The following is a 19083-nucleotide window of genomic DNA, read 5'->3' on the forward strand; positions in this document are numbered from 1 at the left end:
GCTCATTGGGCGCACGCCGCCACGAACCGGGCGGCCACCTCCGGCCGCGACGCCCAGTGCGTGTGCAGGTAGCTGGCGTGCACGCCCTGCTGCACGAAGCCCTCGACCCGGCGCTCCGGCCGCACCATGCCCCACGCGGGCACCGGCCCCGCGCCCGGCTCCAGCACCGTGCGGTGGAACTCGTGGCCCCGCAGCCGTGTTCCCGCCGCCGCGAGCGGGCTGTCGCTCACCGCGACGGCCTCCCGGTAACCGAGGGTCAGCCGGCCCGACATGCGCGCGTCGGCGTCCAGCACGCCGCACATGGGCCTGCCGTCCAGCGACCGGGCCAGGTAGAGCAGCCCCGCGCACTCGGCCGCGACCGGCGCGCCTGAGCGCGCCAGTTCGGCGACCGCCTTGCGCAGCGGCTCGTTCGCGGACAGCTCGGGCGCGTACACCTCGGGGAAGCCGCCGCCGATGACGACACCGCGGGTCCCCTCGGGGAGTTGCTCGTCCCGGAGCGGGTCGAAGGCCACGACCTCGGCCCCGGCGGCCCGCAGCAGTTCCACGTGCTCGGCGTACGAGAACGTGAACGCCGCGCCCCCGGCGACCGCCACCACCGGCCGCACGGCCCCCGCGCCCGTGGCGGACGACGCGGCCGCGTCCCCGGCGTGCGGACCTGCCCCGAACACGGGCTCCCACGCCTGTGCGTGCAAGGGAGGCGCGCTGCGCGCCAGCGCCAGCAGCCCGTCGAGGTCGCACCCCGCCCGCACCTGCTCGGCCATCGACGCCACCGCGTCCACCGCCTCAGCCTGCCGTTCGGCGACCGGCACCAGTCCCAGGTGACGCGACGGCGTCGCCACCTCGGCCGCACGCCGCAGCACACCGAGCACCGGCACGCCCGACCCGCCGAGCGCCTCCCGCAGCAGGTGCTCGTGCCGGTCGGTGGCGACCTTGTTGAGGATCACCCCGCCGATGCGTACCTCCGGGTCCCACGACGCGAACCCGTGCACCAGCGCCGCCACCGACCGGGACTGCGACGACGCGTCGACCACCAGCACCACGGGGGCGCGCAACAGCTTGGCGACCTGTGCGGTCGAGGCCAGCTCGCCCTGGTCGGCGGCTCCGTCGAACAGACCCATCACGCCCTCGACGACGGCGAGTTCGCAGTCGCCGGCACCGTGCCGGAACAGCGGGGCGACCAGCTCCGTACCGCAGAGGTACGCGTCGAGGTTGCGGCCCGGCCGCCCGGTGGCCAGCGCGTGGTAGCCGGGGTCGATGTAGTCCGGGCCCACCTTGTGCGGGGAGACCGCGAGACCGGCCGCCGTGAACGCTGCCATCAGGCCCGTCGCGACCGTTGTCTTGCCCGCGCCGGAGGACGGCGCGGCGATGACGAGACGTGCTACCACTCGATGCCCCGCTGGCCCTTCTGACCCGCGTCCATCGGGTGCTTGACCTTCGACATGTCCGTGACCAGGTCGGCGAAGTCGATCAGCTTCTGCGGCGCGTTGCGGCCGGTGATCACCACATGCTGGGTGCCGGGCCGCCCGCGCAGCACCTCGATCACCTCGTCGGTGTCGATCCAGCCCCAGTGCAGGGGGTAGGCGAACTCGTCGAGCACGTACAGCTTGTGCGTCTCGGCGGCGAGGTCCCGCTTGACCTGCTCCCAGCCCTCACGGGCCTTGTCCTCGTTGGACTGCTCGCCCTCCGCGGGGGCGCGCTGGATCCACGACCAGCCCTCGCCCATCTTGTGCCAGGCGACCGTGCCGCCCTCGCCGCTCGCGCCCAGCACCTTGAGCGCGTTCTCCTCGCCGACCTTCCACTTCGCCGACTTGACGAACTGGAACACCCCGACCGGCCAGCCCTGGTTCCAGGCCCGCAGCGCCAGCCCGAAGGCGGCCGTCGACTTGCCCTTGCCGATGCCCGTGTGCACGAACACCAGCGGACGGTTACGGCGCTGGCGGGTGGTGAGTCCGTCGTCCGGTACGACGGACGGCTGTCCCTGCGGCATTACGCGGCCCTCCTTGTGGCGGATACGTCCCGGACGTCCTTGACGAGCCCGGCGATCGATTCGGCCCGCAGTTCGTCGAGAGTGACGGCACTGCCGCCCAGCTCCCGCGCGAGTGTGCCGGCCAGGCCGAGCCGCACCGGCCCGGCCTCACAGTCCACGACGACGGCCGCGGTCCCCTCCGCGGCGTGCAGCCGTGCGGCGCGCAGGGCCGGCGCGAACGCGTCGCCGGACCCCGCGGCCGTGGCCCGGCCGTCGGTGACCACCACCATCAGCGGACGGCGCGTCGGATCACGCAGCCGCTCGATACGCAGTACGTCCTGTGCCTTGAGCAGTCCCTGCGCCAGCGGCGTACGGCCGCCCGTCGGCAGCGACTCCAGCCGGGCCGCCGCCGCGTCCACCGAGGACGTGGGCGGCAGGGCCAGCTCCGCGCCCTTGCCGCGGAAGGTGATCAGCCCCACCTTGTCGCGCCGCTGGTACGCGTCGAGCAGGAGGGACAGCACCGCGCCCTTGACCGCGCCCATCCGCTTCCTGGCCGCCATCGAACCGGACGCGTCGACCACGAACAGCACGAGGTTCCCCTCACGCCCCTCACGGGTCGCCTGCCGCATGTCGTCCCGGCGGACCACCAGCCCGGGGCCGCTGCGCCCGCGGGCGCGCTGGTGCGGAGCGGCGGCCTGCACGGTGGCGGTCAGGTGCAGTTTGGTGAGCGCGCCCTGGGGCCGTCGTGCGCCGGTGGTACGGCCGTGCTCGGTACGCGCCCGGGACCTGCGCCCCGCCGCTCCCTCGCCCAGGCCGGGCACGCTGAGCATCTTGGTACGGAAGGGCTCCGTGGCCCGCGCGGGCTGCTGCTCGGCGCCCGCGCCCGGCGCCGGTACCGGCGCCTGACCGCTCTCCGGCGCGGACCCGGCCGCCTCACCGCTGTCCGGTCCGCTGCCCTGCGGCGGCACCCCGCCGCCTCCGCCGTCGGGCCCGCCCTCGGGACCGGGGTCGGGGTCCGGGTCGGTCGGGTCCGGGTCCCCGTCCGGCTCGTCGTGACCGCCGAACTCGTCCAGCGTCTCGTCCAGTTTGCTCTCGTCCAGGCCCGGCGCGTCGAACGGGTTGCGGCGCCTGCGGTGCGGCAGCGCCAGCAGCGCGGCCTGCCGGACGTCCTCCTCCGTGACCTCGTCCCGGCCCGCCCATGCGGCCAGCGCGGTCGCCGTACGGGCCATCACGATGTCCGCACGCATGCCGTCCACCTCGAACGCGGCGCAGGTGGCGGCGATCTGACGCAGCGCCACATCACCGAGCACCACCCGCGGCAGCAGTTCCCGCGCCGTCACGATCCGCTCGCGCAGCGCCTCCTCCTCACCGGCCCAGCGCGCCGCGAAGCCGGCAGGGTCGTCGTCGTACGCGAGCCTGCGCCGTACGACCTCCACCCGCTGATCGGGGTCGCGCGAGGCCGCGACCTCCACGGTGAGCCCGAAGCGGTCCAGCAACTGCGGCCGCAGCTCGCCCTCCTCGGGGTTCATGGTCCCGACGAGCAGGAAGCGGGAGGCGTGCCGTACGGAGACGCCTTCACGCTCGACGTACGAAGCGCCCATGGCGGCGGCGTCCAGCAACAGGTCGACGAGGTGGTCGTGCAGCAGATTGACCTCGTCGACGTACAGCAGCCCACGGTGCGCGTCCGCCAGCAGGCCGGGCTCGAACGCCTTCACGCCCTCCGCGAGCGCCCGCTCGATGTCGAGAGCCCCGACGAGCCGGTCCTCGGAAGCGCCGACGGGCAGCTCCACCATGCGCGTCGGCCGCGCCACCGCCGGCCCCGCCTCGTGCGGGCCGTCAGGACACGCCGGGTCCGGGGCCGTGGGGGCGCAGGAGAACCGGCAGCCCGCGACCACGTCGACGTCCGGCATGAGGGACGCGAGCGCCCGCACGGCGGTCGACTTGGCGGTCCCCTTCTCGCCGCGCACGAGCACGCCGCCGACCGCCGGACTGACCGCGTTGAGCAGCAGGGCCAGCCGCAGATCGTCCATCCCGACGACCGCGGTGAACGGATAGGGGGTGCTCATCGCCTGATCACTCCTTCGCTGGAGCCGCGGAGCGGCTCGCCTGTGCCCTGTCGGATTCGACGGCGGGCCGATTGCCCGGCGACCGCTCTCACGGCGCGCCCGGAGGGATGAACGGCAGTCCCGCCGGCGCCCCTTCCTCGATCAGCCGCATCAACGCCCCCGTGTCCGCGTGTTCTTCGATCAGATCCCCCAGCCGGTCCAGCTGCTCCTCCCGCAGCGCGGCGAAGCACGTGTCCGGCGCGGGCACGAAGCGGCGGCCCGCCTGTGCGGCGACCTCCCGCAGGAACGCCCGCCGGAAGCCGTCGCTCTCCAGGGACCCGTGCCAGTGCGTGCCCCACACGGAGCCCACCCGGCAGCCGTCCAGGAAGGCGTCGCCGCCGAGTACCCGGGCGACGCCGTGATGGATCTCGTAGCCCTCGACGCGCGCGCCGAGCGCCTCGCCGACGGGCCGTGCGAGGGTCTTCTCCGGCGCGAACCGCACCCGTACCGGCAGCAGTCCGAGCCCGTCGACCGCGCCGGCCCTCGACTCGACGTCGTCCTCGATGTGTTCGGCCAGCGCCTGGAAGCCGCCGCAGATGCCCAGCACCGGCCTGCCCTCCGCCGCGCGCCGGACCAAGGCGTCCGCGAGGCCGCGCTCACGCAGCCACGCCAGCGCCTTCACCGTGCCGCGCGTGCCGGGGACCACGACCAGGTCGGCGTCCACGAGTTCTTCCGCGCGGTCCACGAACCGGACCACGACGCCCGGCTCCGCCGCCAGCGCGTCCACGTCCGTGAAGTTCGACATCAGCGGGACGGCGCACACCGCGACCCGCAGCACGTCCTCACCGACGGGCGGCGCCACCACCGACTCCCGCACGGTGCCGCGCAGGGACACCCGCAGGCCGTCCTCCTCGTCGATACCGAGCCCGTGCGCGTACGGCAGCACCCCGAACGTCCGCCGCCCGGTCAGTCCGAGCAGCATCTCGAGCCCCGGCTCCAGCAACGACACGTCACCGCGGAACTTGTTGACCAGATAGCCCGCCACAAGGGCCTGGTCCTCGGGGCTCAGCAGCGCCGTCGTACCGAAGAACTGGGCGAAGACGCCGCCCCTGTCGATGTCCCCGACCACGAGCACCGGCAGCCGGGCGGCCCGCGCGATGCCCATGTTCACGATGTCCGTGCGGCGCAGATTGATCTCGGCCGGACTGCCCGCCCCCTCGCAGATCACGGCGTCATACGTGCCCCGCAACTCCTCAAGGCACGCCATCACCGGCTCGAACAGCTCCCGCTGCCGGCCCCCGTGGTACCCCTTGGCGCTCAGCTCGCCGACCGGCCGGCCCATCAGCACCACCTGGCTGGAACGGTCGCTGCCGGGCTTGAGGAGTACGGGATTCATCAGCGCGGTCGGCTCCACGCGCGCGGCCTGCGCCTGCATGGCCTGCGCCCGCCCGATCTCCGCGCCCTCGCGCGTCACGAACGAGTTCAGGGACATGTTCTGCCCCTTGAACGGCGCCACCTTCACACCCTGGCGCACCAGCCACCGGCAGATCCCGGCGGTCACGACACTCTTGCCCGCGTCCGAGGTGGTCCCGGCGACGAGCAGCCCCCCACCGGTCATGCCGGCCTCCTTCCGCCGCGGCCCTGCCGCAGCACCCGCCCCGCCGCGCAGACGGCGAGGGTCAGCAGGCCGACCCGGCGCGACAGCCGCACCGCCCGTCCGATGTCACCGAACTCCACCGCACGCCCGGCCCCGTTGAGCACCGGCCGGTGCTCGACCCGCCCGCCGTACGAGAGGGAACCGCCCAGCCGGACCCCCAGGGCGCCCGCGAAAGACGCCTCCACAGGGCCCGCGTTGGGGCTCGGGTGCTTGGCCGCGTCCGCGCGCCAGGCCCGTAGGGCTCCGCGCCGGTCCGGGCCGCAGACGGCCGCCAGCGCGGCGGTCAGCCGGGCGCCGGGCCACCCGGCGACGTCGTCCAGGCGGGCCGACGCCCAGCCGTACCGCAGGTAGCGGGGCGACTTGTGGCCGACCATCGCGTCCAGGGTGTTGACCGCCCGGAAGCCGACCAGCCCGGGTACGCCCGCCAGCGCTCCCCACACCAGGGCGCCCACGACGGCGTCGGAGGTGTTCTCGGCGACGGACTCGACGACGGCGCGGGCGATCTGCTGCTCGTCCAGGGCTTGCGGGTCGCGCCCGCAGAGGTGGGGCAGCCGCTCACGGGCCGCCTCGACGTCCCCGGCGGCCAGCGCGTCGCCGATGGCCGTGGCCTCCCGCCCCAGGGTCGTACCCCCGACGACCGCCCAGGTGGCGGCGGCGGTCAGCGCGACGGACGCGGCAGGGGAGCGGCGTACGGCCCGGGAGGCCAGCACGGCCGCTGCGACGGCGCCACCGGCGCACACAGCGGTGTGCAAGGCGCCCCGGCCGCGGTGGTCACGCCAAAGGACACGCTCGACGGCGCTCGCGGCCCGTCCGAACGCGGCGACCGGATGCCCGCGGCGGGGATCGCCGAGGAGCAGGTCACCGGCGAGGCCGGCGGCGGCGCCGTACACGAAGACTCGGTCGGCACGCACGGGATCAGCGATCCCAGGGGTGGTGTCCGACGGACAGGGCTGTACCGCGGCCGGGCATGCGAAAAGTCCTCACTCAGGGTCCGCGCCCTGGTTCGACGTGACCGGCGGTGAGAGTTCCTGGCTCCCCGGGGTTCCTCCCGGGTGACAGTGGCGGGACCGCGCCGGATTCGCACCGGACTTCCTCTTCTGCCGCCGTTGTTGGCCCCGGCAGTCCACCACGCGCGCGAACGCCCGTCAACTCACCATTGACCTGCGGCGGGGCAGTGTGCCGAGCCCCACACGGGCGGACACACGAAGGCCGGGCCGCGAACACCTAAGGGTGCGCGCGGCCCGGCCGTCGAAGGCGGTGCGGTCGTCAGACGACGATCAGGTAGATCCCGTAGGACACGGCCGCGGCGCAGAGGGCGAAGCAGGCGTACGCGCCGGTGCGGGCCAGTGCGCCGGAGCCGCCGGCCTGAGTGGCCGCCTCCTGCTTGGTGAGGCCCACGACGCCCAGGGTGAAGAGTCCCACCAGCGCGACGGTGGCGACGAGGCTCACGCCGAAAACGGAGCCGAGAGCAGTCCAGTCGATCTTCATTCCGTTACTTCCTTACACCGTGGCCGGGCGGGGCGACTCGGTCTCGGGTTCTGCCGGGGCCGCGATGGTGGCCTTCAGGTCACCGACGGGCGGCGGGGTGACGGCCGCGATGGCGGTCGTGACGACGCCCGCGGGCTCCTCCTCCACGTCGTTGACGTTGGTGTGGTCGACGACCTGACGGCGCGAGATGAACCAGATCGCGACGCAGGAGGCGACGAGGAAGACGGCGACGGCCGCGACACCCCAGTCACCCTGCTTGGTGACGTACTCGGAAGCCGCCGCGACGAGACCGGCGGCCGGCAGGGTCAGACCCCAGGCCACGAACATCCGGGTGGCGGTCGACCAGCGGACCACACCGCCCTTGCGGCCGAGCCCGGCGCCCATGACGGCGCCCGAGCACGAGTGCGTCGTCGACAGGGAGAAGCCGAGGTTGGAGGAGGCGAGGATCACGCTGGCCGCGCTGGTCTGGGCGGCGAAGCCCTGCTGCGGCTGGAGGTCGGTGAGGCCCTTGCCCATGGTGCGGATGATGCGCCAGCCGCCGAGGTAGGTGCCGAGCGCGATCGCCACACCGGCGGACACGATGACCCACATCGGAGGGTTGGAACCCGGGGCGACGACATTGCCGGCCACGAGGGCCAGCGTGATGATGCCCATCGTCTTCTGGGCGTCGTTGGTGCCGTGCGCCAGGGAGACCAGGCCCGCGGAGGCGATCTGCCCGGCGCGGTAGCCCTTCGCCGTGGCCTTCGGGTCCGTGTTCTTGCCGATCTTGTACGTCAGCCGGGCCGCCAGCATCGCGGCGAGGCCGGCGACGAGCGGCGCGGCGACGGCCGGGATCAGGACCTTGGTGACGACGACGCCGCCGTTGACGCCGCCGAAGCCGACCGAGGCGACCGTGGCGCCGATCAGACCGCCCATGAGGGCGTGCGACGAGCTGGACGGCAGGCCCACCAGCCAGGTGAGCAGGTTCCACAGGATGGCGCCGACGAGCGCCGCGAAGATGACTTCAGGTGTGATGCCTGATTCGTCGACCAGTCCACTGGAGATCGTCTTGGCGACCTCCACGGAGAGAAAAGCACCGACGAGGTTCAGAACGGCGGACATGGCCACCGCGGTTTTGGGCTTCAGAGCGCCGGTCGAGATGGTCGTCGCCATCGCGTTGGCGGTGTCGTGGAAACCGTTCGTGAAATCGAACACGAGAGCTGTCACGATCACAATCGCGAGCAGCAGTGTGATGTGTTCCATTTACCCAGGCAATCGTTTGACGTCATTGACGCGAGGACCGTAAGCAACCTGGATGAACGGAAGGTGAACTGGGTCGGGCGCTGCGGTGTCCCCAAGTGATGACGGCCGATTCCGCTTGTCCGTTTTCGGGCCTCCGTCGCGCTCCCCGCAGCCACTCGAACACCCTCCGTGTCCCCGAGCCCGGCCGGCTCCGCCTGAAAGGATCGCGGGCATGACTGATGAGGCGCGGCAGAGCGCGGTCGAACGCGCATGGCGGGAGCTCGTGGACACCGCCCGCAGAACGGCGGCCGAAGGTCTCGTGGTGGGCACCTCCGGCAACGTCTCCGTACGGGTGGGCGAGCTGGTCCTCGTCACCCCGAGCGGTGTCCCCTACGACCGGCTCACCCCGCGGGACACCGTCGCCGTCGACCTCGACGGCAGACAGGTCCTCGGCGGCCTGCGGCCCACCAGCGAGCTGCCGCTGCACCTCGCTGTCCACCGCCACACCGGCGCGGCCGCCGTCGTGCACACGCACGCCGTGCACGCCACGGCGGTCTCCACGCTCGTCCCCGAGCTGCCGCCCGTCCACTACATGACCGCGGCCCTCGGCGGCCCGGTCCGCGTCGCGGGCTACGCCCTGTACGGCACGGAGGAGCTGGCCCGGAACATGCTCCACGCCCTGCGCGACCGCACGGCCTGCCTCCTCCAGAACCACGGCACCGTCACCTACGGCGCCACCCTGTCCGAGGCGTACGACCGCACGGCCCAGCTCGAGTGGATGTGCCGCCTCTGGCTGACGGCCTCCTCCGTCCCCGGCCGCACGCCGACCCTCCTCTCCGACGCGCAGCTCGCGGAGGTCACCCACCAACTCCACGACTACGGCCAGCCGCCTGCCTAGCTCCGGCACCCCTCCTCCCCGAAACCGGGGCCGGACCCGGGACCCCACGGCCTTCGGCAGCGCCCCTTCCAGCCCTAGGGCCCGGGGCCCGACATCCGGCTCAGCCGACGGCACCACGCTCAGCCGCCGGCGGAGTCCGGCGCGGCTGGTGGCATCCGGCTTTCCGGCAGTTCCAGCTCTGCCGGCGGCCGGGGCCGGACGCGCCGGCTCCGGCTCTGACCGGGCCGCTCCTGAGCCTCCTCCGCACGGAGGCTTCTCCGGCCCGCCGGAGATCGAGACGCGGGGGCAGGTGCGGAGCCCCCGAATAGACCGCGCGAGCGCGGGCAGATCCGGGGGGCCACGGACCGGTGGGCCCCGGCCCTGCCCCGGTCGCGGGGAGCGGGGTCCCTACGGCCGCCAGGCCGCACGGGGAGTTCGAGGCGCGGAGCTCCGGGGGCGGGGCCTCGGACCCCGCGCGGAGCGCGGCGGCGGGTCCGGGCGGTGCCCGGTTCCGGGAAGACGTCCACGTCGCAACACTCCCGGCCCCGCCCACTGGCCCCCTCCCGCGCCCGCCCCGACACTGGTACACGTGCGCCCCGCTACAGCGACGGCAGCGGCCGTCACCACCCTGATCGGCGTCGGCGCGGCGGCAGTCGCCGCCGGCCGCTACGCGAGCCACGCCGCCCTGCGGGCGGCCGACAGGCCCCTGCCCGGTGACCCCCGGCTCACCGTCCACGCCACACCCCCCGGCGCCGTCGTCATGACCCGCAGCCTGGCCTCGCTGCGCCCGGGCACCTACGGGCTGGAGGGGTCCGGCGTCCACGCGGTCGTGGGGGAGGTGCTCAGCGGCGTCCCGCACGACGCGGACACGGTCGTGCGCCGCCTCGTGCGCGTCACCGAAGGCGAGCTGAAGCCCGGCACCAAGGTGCGGCTCACTCCGCAGGTCCACCGGGGAGACCCGGCCGGCGCGCTCGGCATAGAGCACTCCGAGGTCCTCGTCCCCGGCGAACTCGGCGCACTCCCCGCGTGGTTCGTGCCCGGGCCGCGCTCCACCTGGGTGATCGCCGTGCACGGGCTCGGCACCACCCGGGAACACACCATGAACGTGCTGGGCTGCCTGCACGCCCTCCAGTTCCCGGTGCTGTCCCTCGCCTACCGGGGAGACTCCGGCGCCCCGCGGCCCCCGGACGGGCTGGGCAACCTCGGCGACTCGGAGTGGCGCGACCTCGACGCCGCCGTCCGCCACGCCGTCCGCTACGGCGCCGAGCGGGTCATCGTCCACGGCTGGTCCGTCGGCGCCTCGATGGCGCTCCACGCCGCCGCCAACTCCGGTCTGCGGGACCGGATCAGCGGCGTCGTCCTCGACTCGCCGGTCCTCGAATGGGAGGCGACGGTGCGCGCGCTGGCCGCCGCCCGCAGGACCCCCGCCCCGCTGCTTCCGCTCGCGGTCCGGGCCGCCCAGGGCCGCACGGGAGCGCACGGCGACCGCCTCGCCGAAGCCGGCGACCCGAAGTCGCTGGCCGTACCGACGCTGATCTTCCACGGCCCCGACGACACCCTGGCTCCCTGGCGCGGCTCGCGCCAACTCGCCGCCCGCCGCCCCGATCTGGTCACCCTTCACACGGTCCCGCAGGCGCCGCACGCCGCCATGTGGAACGCCGACCCGAAGGGGTACGAAGAGGTCCTCAGGCGCTTCCTCACCCCCCTCATGTGACCCGCGTACGACGCCCGTGGGACGGCCGTCCAGCGCCGCCCGACAGGTTCCGTTTGGGCTTTCGGGGTGTCAACGGGAAGACTGCACCCCGTGACGTCCCGAAAGCCTGATGAGCAATTGGCGCGCAACTCCAGACTCCGTCTTGTCCGCTCGCGGTCGCTGGCCACCGCGCGACGGGCCGTGACGACCCGGCGGAACCGTCCGGCGCCCCGGCCGCCGGAGGGCACACCCGCCCCCGCCGAGCTCGCGCGCCAGGCGCGGGCTGTCCTCGCCGACGCCGTCCGCATCGCCCGCTGGGCGGCCGCCGACCGCGACCACGGCACCGCACCCCTCTCGGCCGGCGCCCAGGAACGGGCCGCTGCCGCCCTGGACCTGACCATGGACGAGGTGCGGGCCGGCTGGGACCGCGCCCGCCTCGCCGGCCTCGTCGAACTGCACGGCGACACGGTCCGCCCCGGCTGGCGCCTGCGCGCCTGGGACCGCGACGACATGGCCGTGCTGCGCGGCTGGGTCGCCCTCTTCGACGCCTGGTCCCTGATCCACCCCGCTCCCGGCGACGTCGCTCCCGCGGCGGTCGCCGAGGTGGTCGAGGCGGTGCCCCAGGTGCTCTCCCTCCTCCAACTGTCGGCCGGCCCCGTTCTCACGCCCGCCCTGCTCGACCTGCTCCAGCAGCGCGTCGCCGAGCTCCGCGAGGAACGCTGCGAGGTCCCCTACGGTGCCCCGGCCGAACCGCAGACCGGGTCCGGTGCCGCGGAGGCCCCCGTCGCCGCCCTCCTCGACTGGGCGCTCGAGGGCCTGTCCGCCGTCGGCGCCCTGACTCTGGAGCGGGGCCAGGCGACCCTCACCCCGCTCGGCAACTGGGCGGTCTGGGTCAAGCTGGAGCAGATCTGCGTGGCCGCCCAGAGCCCCGCCGGCAACATCGAGCAGTCCGCGGAGGACATGCTCCGGGGCTGTGCCCGCCTCACCCCCGGCCCCGCCCGCGCCGAGTACCGGGCGTGGCTCGCGGCGCGCACCGTCTCCAGCGCCGTCGGGGAACTGCTCACCGTCGCCCGGGGCGAGGACGCCCTGCTGCGCGGCCTTGCCTTCGAGGCGCTGCGCGTGGTCGGCGCGCCCGCCGAGAGCGACGTGCGCGCGGCCGCAGCCGAACCGTCCCTTCGCCCGTACGCCCTGCTGTGGCTCGCCGAGCACGAGGGCGCGGACCCCGAGGACGCGGCCGATGTCCTCACCCGCGAGGAAGCGACCTGGCTGTGGGTGGACACCGCCGCGGCCGTCGCGGACCACGGGGAGCCCCAACTGCTGCTGCGCCATCTCGATTCCGCGGTGCAGGGCACGGTCCCCGCACTGCTCGAGGCGGTCCGGGCCGGCGGCCATCCCCGTACGGTGCAGGTCCTGGTCGCCCTGGCGGCGGCGCACCCGGACCCGGCCCTGGCCAAGGCGGTACGCAGGGCCGCGTTCCAGGTGCACACCGGCGGCGTCTGACCCGGCGGACCACGACCGCAGGGGCGGTGAGGTCTACGAAGCCTCCGCCGCCCCCGGCGCGTACGTGCCGAAGCTCCAGACGTGGCCCTCGAGATCGCGGGCCATGTAGTCCCGCGAGCCGTAGTCCTGGTCGGTGGGCGGCATCACGATGTCGGCGCCGTGCTCCACAGCTCTGCCGTGGTGGGCGTCGACGTCGTCGACGTGGACGAACACCCCCGTCGGCCCGGCGCCTTCCATGAGCTTGTCGAACTCGCCACCGGTGCCCTTGCTGCCCAGCATCACCATGCCGTTGCCGTAGGTGAGCTCGGCATGGACCACGCCGCCGTCCTCGTTCTCGTACACCGCGTGTTCGGTGAAGCCGAAGGCCTCGGTGAGCTGTCTGATCGCGGCCTTGGCGTCCGCGTACAACAGGGTCGGACAGATGCTCGGCGACTGAGCCATCCCGATCGCTCCCTCACTTGCTCGACGACTCGGATGTGATCTGCGTCTCAGTCTGGCACCCGCCACTGACAACAGGGCTCAGCGGAACGTGTCGCGCGGCGGCAGGATGTCCCGGGGCCGGTGAAGTGGCGGGACCGGTGTGGTGGCCGACCGCGTGGGCATCACCTCTGCCCCACCGTGGCAGCAGCCCCCCGCGCCATGGCCCCGTACGCGGTGCCGCGACCCTCCCGGGCCGCCGCCGAGGCCGCGAAAAACACTTGCACGGTCCCGTTAGACTGGGCCGTATGGCAATTCTCCTTGTGCATTAGACGGCGTAGAAGCGTCTCCGCCCGTCCCTTCCGCCGTCCATACCGCCCTGGAGTCTTCCCCCGTGATCACCGCATCCGGTATCGAGCTGCGCGCAGGCGCGCGCGTCCTCATCGAATCCGCTTCCTTCCGCATCGCCAAGGGCGACCGTATCGGCCTCGTCGGCCGCAACGGAGCGGGCAAGACCACGCTCACCAAGTGCCTCGCGGGCGAGGGTATCCCCGCCGGCGGCACCATCACCCGCTCCGGCGAGGTGGGCTACCTCCCGCAGGACCCGCGCACCGGCGACCTCGAAGTCCTCGCCCGCGACCGCATCCTGTCGGCCCGCGGCCTCGACACCCTGATCCGCAAGATGCGGCAGAACGAGGAGCGCATCGCCTCCGGCCAGGGCGGCACCCGTGAGAAGGCCATGCGCCAGTACGAGCGCCAGGAGACCGAGTTCCTCACCAAGGGCGGCTACGCCGCGGAGGCCGAGGCCGCCACCATCGCCGCCGCGCTCGGCCTGCCCGACCGGGTCCTCGGCCAGCCTCTCCATACGCTCTCCGGTGGTCAGCGCCGCCGCGTCGAACTCGCCCGGATCCTCTTCTCGGACGCCGACACGCTCCTGCTCGACGAGCCCACCAACCACCTCGACGCCGACTCGATCATCTGGCTGCGCGACTACCTGAAGACCTACCGCGGCGGCTTCATCGTGATCTCCCACGACGTCGACCTCGTGGAGACCGTCGTCAACAAGGTCTTCTACCTGGACGCGAACCGCTCGCAGATCGATGTCTACAACATGGGCTGGAAGCTGTACCAGCAGCAGCGCGAGGCCGACGAGAAGCGCCGCAAGCGCGAGCGTCAGAACGCGGAGAAGAAGGCCGCCGCGCTCAACTCGCAGGCCGACAAGATGCGCGCCAAGGCCACCAAGACCGTCGCCGCGCAGAACATGGCCCGCCGCGCCGAGCGCCTGCTGGCCGGCCTCGAGGACGTCCGGATGGCCGACAAGGTGGCCAAGCTCCGCTTCCCGGAGCCGGCGCCCTGCGGCAGGACGCCGCTCAGCGCCGAGGGGCTGTCCAAGTCGTACGGGTCCCTGGAGATCTTCACCGACGTGGACCTCGCGATCGACAAGGGCTCACGCGTCGTCATCCTGGGCCTCAACGGCGCCGGCAAGACCACGCTGCTGCGGCTCCTCGCGGGCGTGGAGAAGCCGGACACCGGCATGGTCACCCCGGGGCACGGCCTCAAGCTCGGGTACTACGCCCAGGAGCACGAGACCCTCGACCCCGACCGTACGGTCCTGGAGAACATGCGCTCCTCCGCGCCCGACCTCGATCTGGTCGAGGTGCGCAAGACGCTGGGTTCGTTCCTCTTCTCGGGCGACGACGTCGACAAGCCGGCCGGTGTGCTCTCCGGCGGCGAGAAGACCCGGCTTGCGCTGGCCACCCTGGTCGTCTCGTCCGCCAACGTCCTGCTGCTCGACGAGCCCACCAACAACCTCGACCCGGCCAGCCGCGAGGAGATTCTCGGGGCGCTGCGCACCTACAAGGGCGCCGTCATTCTCGTCACGCACGACGAGGGTGCGGTCGAGGCGCTCGAGCCCGAGCGGATCATCCTGCTGCCGGACGGTGTCGAGGACCTGTGGGGCGCGGACTACAAGGACCTCGTGGCCCTGGCCTGAGGCCCTGCGACGGGTTCCGGTCCGGCGCCGGAATCCGTCGATCCACCCCTCTACGATCTTCGTATGGATCTCCGCATGGATCATTCGGCCTACGAGTGATCCATCATCTGTGTGAGTGCGTCTCGTATTCCGGCGTGGCGACTGGTGGACCGGCTTCGTCCGGGCCTCGCTGAGGGCTTTTCCTCCTGCCCGCTCTGAGCTGGCCTTTTCCGTGCCCGGCCCGGAATGCGTGGATCAAGCACCGATCGGAATGAAGCATTCCGTTCATGGTGGCCTCAAAGCGCGCCACAAAGCGTTCCGTACTGACCTTGTCGAATGGGTGGCCAGGACGGCCGGGAGGGGTGATCATGAGAAGTCCAGAGCGCACTTCCCATGAGGAGGCACGGGTGGCCGAGACTCTGAAGAAGGGCAGCCGGGTTACCGGCGCCGCGCGCGACAAGCTCGCGGCAGACCTGAAGAAGAAGTACGACTCCGGTGCAAGCATCCGGGCGCTGGCCGAAGAGACCGGTCGCTCCTACGGATTCGTCCATCGGATGCTCAGTGAGTCCGGAGTCGTCCTGCGGGGACGTGGCGGAGCGACGCGAGGCAAGAAGGCCGCTTCGGCCTGACGGTCCCGTCGACGAGGCTGCTCCTCCGGTTCATCGGTACCTACGGTGGCCACCTGGTCGGCCCAATGGCCGGCCGGGCGGTTACTGTGCAGTAGCTTACCTTCTTGACTCGAAGGCCAGGCCAGACTGCACCGAACCGGAGGCGCCTCATGACTTCGCTCGATCCCGTACTCGACAAGGACGGCGTACGGCTCACCGTCGAAGACGCGGTTGCCACGGTGACCTTGACGAACCCGGACAAGCGCAACGCCCAGAACTTCGCGCTGTGGCGGGCGTTGGCGCAGGCGGGACGGTCACTGCCCGGCAGCGTGCGGATCGTCGTGCTGCGCGGCGAAGGCAAGTCCTTCTCCGCGGGCCTCGACCGGCAGGCTTTCACGCCGGAGGGCTTCGACGGCGAGCCGTCCTTCATCGACCTGGCACGCGGCACCGACGCGGAGATCGACGCGTCCATCGCCGAGTTCCAGGAGGCGTTCACCTGGTGGCGCCGCAACGACATCATCTCCATCGCGGCCGTGCAAGGCCATGCGATCGGAGCGGGCTTCCAGCTCGCCCTCGCCTGCGACCTGAGGGTCGTCGCGCAGGACGTGCAGTTCGCCATGCGCGAGACCGCGCTCGGTCTCGTGCCCGACCTCACCGGCACGCACCCGTTGGTGTCCCTCGTCGGATACGCCCGCGCACTCGAGATCTGCGCGACCGGCCGTTTCGTCCACGCGGAGGAGGCCGAGCGCACGGGCCTCGCCAACCTCGTCGTCCCCGGCGAGGAACTCGACGCCGCGGTACGCGACCTGTCCGCGGCGCTGCTCGCCGCGCCCCGGGACGCGGTGAACGAGACGAAGGCACTGCTGCGGGGAGCGGCGGGCCGCTCGTACGACGAACAGCGCGCGGCGGAACGCGCGGCGCAGGGGCGGCGCCTGCGTGACCTGGCGGGCCTGGACGACTGAGCCGGGACCCGCTGCGCGGGGTCTGTGCCCGCTTGTCCTCGATTGCCGGACGGGCTGGATTTCGCACCGGCGAGATCCAGCCCGTCCGGCGTTCCGAGGCGCGGGGGTGCGGCAGCGGTCAAGCCGTCGCCGTGATCACGACCGTCACCGCGCGGTCGTCCTCCAGCGCCCCCGCCACCACCCTCCGTACCGCCCGTGCCACGTCCAGCGCCCGGTGCTCCTCCGCCGTCGCGAGTTCCACGCGGACGTGGTCCGGCGCGTGATGGACCGCCGCGCCCAGCGTGCCCGTCAGATGCGCCACGCCCGCCGTCGCGGCCACGGCCGTCCCCACCGGGTCGAAGGGTTCGACGGCCGCCGGGGCGGCGGGCGCGGCAGGAGTCCCGGGGGCCGCGTCCAGAAGGGCGTCGACCCGCAGATCGACGACTGTGACCGTGAGACCCAGCACCTCCGCCGCCGCGTCGAGCAGCGCCGCGCGCAGCGCCGCCGTGAGCGCGGGCAGCGGTTCTGCGAGGTCCCAGACGGACACCCCCGCCTCGAGGCGCAGCGGGCCCGGCCACAGGGCCGCGGGTGGCGCCGGCACGGTCGGGGACTCCGCCGCCTCCGGGTCCGCCAGGGAGAGCCTGACGTCGTTCAGGACGGCACCCGGCACCGAGGCCGCCGCACGGCGCAGGACCGCCGCGGCGGCTGACTCCGACAGCCACGCACCGTCCGCCGGACCGCCGAGGGCGAGGAGTCTGCCGAGACCCAATGCACCGCGTACCCGCCGCAGAACCGCATCCGGAGTGGTCATTCCTCCAGCCTGCCGCATCCCCGGCGCGGATGTGGGCAATGGCACTTAATGTGGGCAACGGGGCCGTCACCCGCCCGGAAAGGACCACGGCTATGACCGAAACACCTGGGCGCAGCCTGCCCACGACATCCGGAAACGAGCTGTCCGGCTCCAGCGACGCCACCCGTAAGAGCCCAGGCGGCAAGCGCCTGCCGGAGCCAGGGTCCCGCGGTCGTACCACCATCGCCGACGGAGTGGTGGAGAAGATCGCCGGACTGGCCGCCAAGGACGTTCTCGGCGTGCACGCGATGGGGGGCGGGCTCTCCCGTACCTTCGGCGCGGTGCGCGACCGGGTGCAGCCCGGCAGCGGCAAGTCCAACGTCACCCGCGGAGTGAAGGCCGAGGTCGGCGAGGTACAGACCGCGATCGATCTGGAGATCGTCATCGACTACGGCGTCTCCATCTCCGACGTGGCCCGCGCGGTCAGGGAGAACGTCGTCTCCGCCGTCGAGCGGATGACAGGCCTCGAGGTCGTCGAGGTGAACATCGCCGTCAGCGACGTGAAGCTGCCGGACGAAGAAGAGGACGAGCCGGAGCCTCGAATCCAGTAGAGGAGCCCAACATGAGCATGGCGGTGGTCGGACTGATGGCCGGCATGGCACTCGGGTTCGCCGGATACTTCGGCGGCTTCGGGGCGTTCCTGCTGGTTGCCGCCCTGGGAGCGGTCGGCTTCGTGCTCGGCCGGTTCCTCGAGGGCGACCTCGAGGTCGGCGATTTCATCCGGGGCCGCGAGCGTGGCGACGGGCGGCGGTGACACGCCGTGGCAGAGCCCGTCGCGGTGGCCGGCGCCTCCGGTCGTGACGTTCCCGCGGGCCGGGTGCCGCCCTCGGACCGGGGATCGACCGCGATCGCCGACCGCGTCGTTGCGAAGATCGCCGCGCGGGCGGCGCGCGAAGCGGTCCCCGGTGTCCCGGAGGGCGGCGCGCCGCCGCACGCCACGGTCGTGGTGCACCACGACACGGCCCGGGTGCGGGTCAGCCTCGAGCTGGAGTACCCGTCCGACATCGGCGCGCAGTGCGGCGCGGTGCGTCGGCGAGTCGTCGAGCGGGTAAAGGCGTTGGCGGGGATGGATGTCCCCGAGGTGGCGGTGCACGTCGAACGGCTGCACTCCGCCCTCTCGCGCGGCGCGGCGCAGGGGAGGATCCGATGACCGAACCGGACGGGCCCGCGGGCCCCGAAGAGCCGGCCCGTCAGGAGCGGGAAGCACGCTCCTCGCGGCCCGTTCTGGAAATGGACCAGTCCGCGTCCGCCTCCGCGTACAACCCGGTGGCGGACGATGACGGCGGCGCCCGCAAGGCCGGCCGCTTCTGGTCGGTGCGCCGGGTGCCCGCCGGGCTGCTCGCCCTCGTCGTCGTCGCGGGCGCGGGGCTGCTGCTGTACGACGTCGCCGCCGTGCGTGCCGACCGTCCCGCGATGCGCTGGCGGCGGTGGCTCGCCGACCACCTCGCCGAATGGCGCCTGGACGAGATCGCGGTGCTCGCCGCGGCCGGCGCGGTGATGCTGCTGGGTCTGTGGCTGATCGTTCTCGCGGTGACACCGGGGCTGCGTGCGCTGCTGCCGATGCGCCGGGACCGGCCCCATGTACGGGCGGGACTGCGCCGTGAGGCCGCGGCCATCGTACTCCGCGACCGGGCCATGGAGGTCTCCGGCGTGCAGACGGTCCAGGTCCGTATGGGGCGTTCCCGCGCGTCGGTACGGGCGCGGGCGCACTTCCGCGACCTGGACGACGTACGCGCCGACCTCGACGACGCACTCGGCGCCGCCTTGGAGGAACTCGGCCTCGCGCGGCCCCCGGAGCTGGCCGTGCACGTCGGCAGACCGCCCGCGAAGAAGAGGTGAGGAACGGTG

19 protein-coding genes and 1 riboswitch are annotated in these 19083 nt (G+C 73.0%); of the genes, 10 read left to right on the top strand and 9 right to left on the bottom strand.

Annotated elements, in window-relative coordinates; genetic code table 11:
* Window positions 1–2: 2 nt before the first annotated feature.
* The 7 genes from AB0K36_RS23665 to AB0K36_RS23695 form a co-directional block, all read right to left on the bottom strand.
* Window positions 3–1385, bottom strand: a complete 1383-nt coding sequence (locus tag AB0K36_RS23665; RefSeq protein WP_364597738.1) for a cobyrinic acid a,c-diamide synthase CobB — start codon at window positions 1383–1385, stop codon at window positions 3–5.
* Complete coding sequence (gene cobO, locus AB0K36_RS23670; protein ID WP_053557448.1) at window positions 1379–1987, bottom strand: cob(I)yrinic acid a,c-diamide adenosyltransferase; 609 nt, start codon at window positions 1985–1987, stop codon at window positions 1379–1381. The genes AB0K36_RS23665 and cobO overlap by 7 nt, the downstream gene beginning before the upstream one ends.
* The gene (locus AB0K36_RS23675; RefSeq protein ID WP_364597741.1) at window positions 1987–4032 is read right to left on the bottom strand and encodes a putative cobaltochelatase; all 2046 of its coding nucleotides are present in this window, start codon (window positions 4030–4032) and stop codon (window positions 1987–1989) included. The genes cobO and AB0K36_RS23675 overlap by 1 nt, the downstream gene beginning before the upstream one ends.
* An 88-nt stretch (window positions 4033–4120) precedes the next feature.
* Complete coding sequence (locus AB0K36_RS23680) at window positions 4121–5629, bottom strand: cobyric acid synthase (RefSeq protein ID WP_364597744.1); 1509 nt, start codon at window positions 5627–5629, stop codon at window positions 4121–4123.
* Window positions 5626–6579 carry a cobalamin biosynthesis protein gene (locus tag AB0K36_RS23685; RefSeq protein WP_364597746.1) on the bottom strand — a complete coding sequence of 318 codons (954 nt, stop codon included), beginning with the start codon at window positions 6577–6579 and terminating at the stop codon, window positions 5626–5628. The genes AB0K36_RS23680 and AB0K36_RS23685 overlap by 4 nt, the downstream gene beginning before the upstream one ends.
* A gap of 89 nt (window positions 6580–6668) precedes the next feature.
* A riboswitch (cobalamin riboswitch) is annotated at window positions 6669–6811 on the bottom strand.
* Window positions 6812–6934: 123 nt separating this feature from the next.
* Entirely contained in the window at window positions 6935–7156 is a 222-nt protein-coding gene (locus tag AB0K36_RS23690) for a hypothetical protein (RefSeq protein ID WP_159693227.1), read from the bottom strand.
* 12 nt (window positions 7157–7168) lie between these two features.
* Window positions 7169–8398 carry an inorganic phosphate transporter gene (locus tag AB0K36_RS23695; RefSeq protein WP_364597749.1) on the bottom strand — a complete coding sequence of 410 codons (1230 nt, stop codon included), beginning with the start codon at window positions 8396–8398 and terminating at the stop codon, window positions 7169–7171.
* 211 nt (window positions 8399–8609) lie between these two features.
* Here AB0K36_RS23695 and AB0K36_RS23700 point away from each other — a divergent pair, with 211 nt between their 5' ends.
* The 3 genes from AB0K36_RS23700 to AB0K36_RS23710 all read left to right on the top strand — a co-directional run bounded on the left by AB0K36_RS23700 (window position 8610) and on the right by AB0K36_RS23710 (window position 12447).
* The gene (locus AB0K36_RS23700) at window positions 8610–9275 is read left to right on the top strand and encodes a class II aldolase/adducin family protein (RefSeq protein ID WP_364597751.1); all 666 of its coding nucleotides are present in this window, start codon (window positions 8610–8612) and stop codon (window positions 9273–9275) included.
* Window positions 9276–9843: 568 nt separating this feature from the next.
* On the top strand, window positions 9844–10968 hold the full coding sequence (locus AB0K36_RS23705; protein WP_189475659.1) for an alpha/beta hydrolase: 1125 nt from the start codon (window positions 9844–9846) through the stop codon (window positions 10966–10968).
* 90 nt (window positions 10969–11058) lie between these two features.
* Entirely contained in the window at window positions 11059–12447 is a 1389-nt protein-coding gene (locus AB0K36_RS23710; protein ID WP_435877923.1) for a hypothetical protein, read from the top strand.
* A gap of 33 nt (window positions 12448–12480) precedes the next feature.
* On the opposite strand, the gene AB0K36_RS23715 is transcribed toward AB0K36_RS23710, so the two are convergent.
* Window positions 12481–12888: a VOC family protein gene (locus tag AB0K36_RS23715; protein WP_364597753.1), complete on the bottom strand. Its 408-nt coding sequence runs from the start codon at window positions 12886–12888 to the stop codon at window positions 12481–12483.
* Between the two features lie 370 nt (window positions 12889–13258).
* On the opposite strand from AB0K36_RS23715, the gene AB0K36_RS23720 reads away from it, so the two are divergent.
* The 3 genes from AB0K36_RS23720 to AB0K36_RS23730 all read left to right on the top strand — a co-directional run bounded on the left by AB0K36_RS23720 (window position 13259) and on the right by AB0K36_RS23730 (window position 16406).
* Window positions 13259–14857, top strand: coding sequence for an ABC-F family ATP-binding cassette domain-containing protein (locus AB0K36_RS23720; protein WP_364597756.1), 1599 nt, complete (start codon window positions 13259–13261; stop codon window positions 14855–14857).
* A gap of 386 nt (window positions 14858–15243) precedes the next feature.
* The gene (locus AB0K36_RS23725) at window positions 15244–15465 is read left to right on the top strand and encodes a helix-turn-helix domain-containing protein (RefSeq protein WP_005319113.1); all 222 of its coding nucleotides are present in this window, start codon (window positions 15244–15246) and stop codon (window positions 15463–15465) included.
* A gap of 149 nt (window positions 15466–15614) precedes the next feature.
* Window positions 15615–16406 carry an enoyl-CoA hydratase/isomerase family protein gene (locus AB0K36_RS23730; RefSeq protein WP_364597759.1) on the top strand — a complete coding sequence of 264 codons (792 nt, stop codon included), beginning with the start codon at window positions 15615–15617 and terminating at the stop codon, window positions 16404–16406.
* A gap of 118 nt (window positions 16407–16524) precedes the next feature.
* Here the strand turns inward: AB0K36_RS23730 and AB0K36_RS23735 are convergent, their stop codons facing one another.
* Window positions 16525–17196 (bottom strand): hypothetical protein, encoded by a 672-nt coding sequence (locus tag AB0K36_RS23735; protein WP_364597762.1) that lies wholly within the window; start codon window positions 17194–17196, stop codon window positions 16525–16527.
* A gap of 92 nt (window positions 17197–17288) precedes the next feature.
* Between AB0K36_RS23735 and AB0K36_RS23740 the strand changes: the two genes are divergently transcribed.
* From AB0K36_RS23740 to AB0K36_RS23755, 4 genes are read left to right on the top strand one after another with little or no spacing between them, the layout of a single operon-like run.
* A complete protein-coding gene (locus tag AB0K36_RS23740; protein WP_364597765.1) occupies window positions 17289–17786 on the top strand; it encodes an Asp23/Gls24 family envelope stress response protein in 498 nt (165 codons plus the stop codon).
* Window positions 17787–17797: 11 nt separating this feature from the next.
* Window positions 17798–17989, top strand: coding sequence for a hypothetical protein (locus tag AB0K36_RS23745; protein WP_189475670.1), 192 nt, complete (start codon window positions 17798–17800; stop codon window positions 17987–17989).
* Window positions 17990–17995: 6 nt separating this feature from the next.
* A complete protein-coding gene (locus AB0K36_RS23750) occupies window positions 17996–18385 on the top strand; it encodes an Asp23/Gls24 family envelope stress response protein (RefSeq protein ID WP_364597768.1) in 390 nt (129 codons plus the stop codon).
* Window positions 18382–19074, top strand: a complete 693-nt coding sequence (locus tag AB0K36_RS23755) for a DUF6286 domain-containing protein (RefSeq protein WP_364597771.1) — start codon at window positions 18382–18384, stop codon at window positions 19072–19074. Before AB0K36_RS23750 ends, AB0K36_RS23755 begins: the two co-directional genes overlap by 4 nt.
* Window positions 19075–19083: the final 9 nt, after the last annotated feature.

This window comes from Streptomyces kurssanovii (assembly GCF_040677245.1).
Classification (GTDB): Bacteria; Actinomycetota; Actinomycetes; order Streptomycetales; family Streptomycetaceae; genus Streptomyces; species Streptomyces kurssanovii.